The sequence below is a fragment of the Protofrankia sp. CiP1_Cm_nod4 genome, assembly GCF_982290645.1.
Window position 1 is genome coordinate 1 of the sequence record NZ_CEVIVC010000183.1, and the last position, 1,378, is coordinate 1,378.

Consider the following 1,378-nt stretch of genomic DNA (forward strand, 5'->3'; position numbering starts at 1 on the left):
GGGTGGGCCGGCCGGGTGCCGAGTTGGCCTTGGCGTGCCGGTGGGCCGGCCCCGGACAGCGGCCGACAAGGCCCTACCATCGACTTCTGTGGAACGGTTCGTCGCCACGGGCGGCTGTCAACTGGTCGGCGAGGTGGATGTCCCGGGAGCGAAGAACTCCGTGCTCAAGCTGATGGCCGCGAGCCTGCTGGCATACGGCCGCACGACCCTTCGCTCGGTACCCGGCATTCTTGACGTGACCGTCATGGCCGACGTCCTGCGCGCGCTCGGGGCGACCGTCGAGCGGGACGTCGTCGGGGGCTCACTGTCGATCGACGTGCCGGAGCGGCCCGTCGCCGCGGCCGACAGCGATCTCGTCCGCCGGATCCGGGCGTCGGTGGTGGTGCTCGGGCCGTTGGTCGCCCGGTGCGGTGAGGCGCGGGTGGCGCTTCCCGGCGGGGACGCCATCGGCGCGCGCGCGCTCGACATGCACGTCAGCGGGCTGGCCAAGCTCGGTGCCATGGTGGACGTCGAGTCCGGGATCCTGGTGGCCCGTTCGTCCGGCCGGCTGCAGGGGGCGTCGATCTGGCTGGACTTCCCCAGCGTCGGCGCCACCGAGAACCTGCTGATGGCCGGGGTGCTCGCCAAGGGCACCACGGTGATCGACAACGCCGCCCGGGAGCCCGAGATCGCCGATCTGTGCGCGATGCTGGTCTCCATGGGCGCGCGTCTCGACGGCGCGGGCACGTCCACGCTGGTCATCGAGGGGGTCGACGAGCTGCGGCCGGCCACGCACGACACCGTCGCGGACCGGATCGTCGCCGGCACGTTCGCCATCGGCGCGCTGATGACCGGCGGCGACGTGATGATCCGGGGCGGCCGCGCCGACCATCTGGAGATCGTGCTCGACAAGCTGACGACGGCCGGCGCCACCGTGGACACCCGGCCGGACGGCTTCCGGGTCACCGCGGAGCGCCCGCCGCGTTCGATCGACGTGGTGACCCTGCCCTACCCGGGCTTCCCGACGGATCTCCTGCCGCAGACCATCGCCCTGGAGGCGGTCAGCGAGGGTGTCTCCCTGATCACCGAGAACGTCTTCGACAGCCGCTTCGTGTTCTGCCGCGAGCTGAGCAAGCTCGGCGCGCAACTGCGCACCGACGGCCACCATGTCGTGGTGCGCCGCGGCGGCCGCCTGGTCGGCACGCACGTGGTGGCCTCGGACGTGCGGGCGGGTGCCGGGCTCGTGCTGGCCGGCCTGGTGGCCGAGGGGACCACCAGCGTCAGCGAGGTCCACCACATCGACCGCGGCTACGCCGCCTTCGTCGAGCAGCTGCGCCTGCTCGGCGCGGACATCCGGCGGGAGCCGCGTGGCGAGCCGGCCGCACGGCGGGACGGCGGG

Annotated in this window: 1 protein-coding gene; it reads left to right on the forward strand. The window is 73.1% G+C overall.

The annotated features are described in order from the left end of the window. Positions 1 to 88 precede the first annotated feature (88 nt). Positions 89 to 1,378 (forward strand): UDP-N-acetylglucosamine 1-carboxyvinyltransferase (gene murA / locus AC5LSR_RS21895; RefSeq protein WP_493468928.1); only part of this gene is annotated, 1,290 nt, incomplete at its 3' end.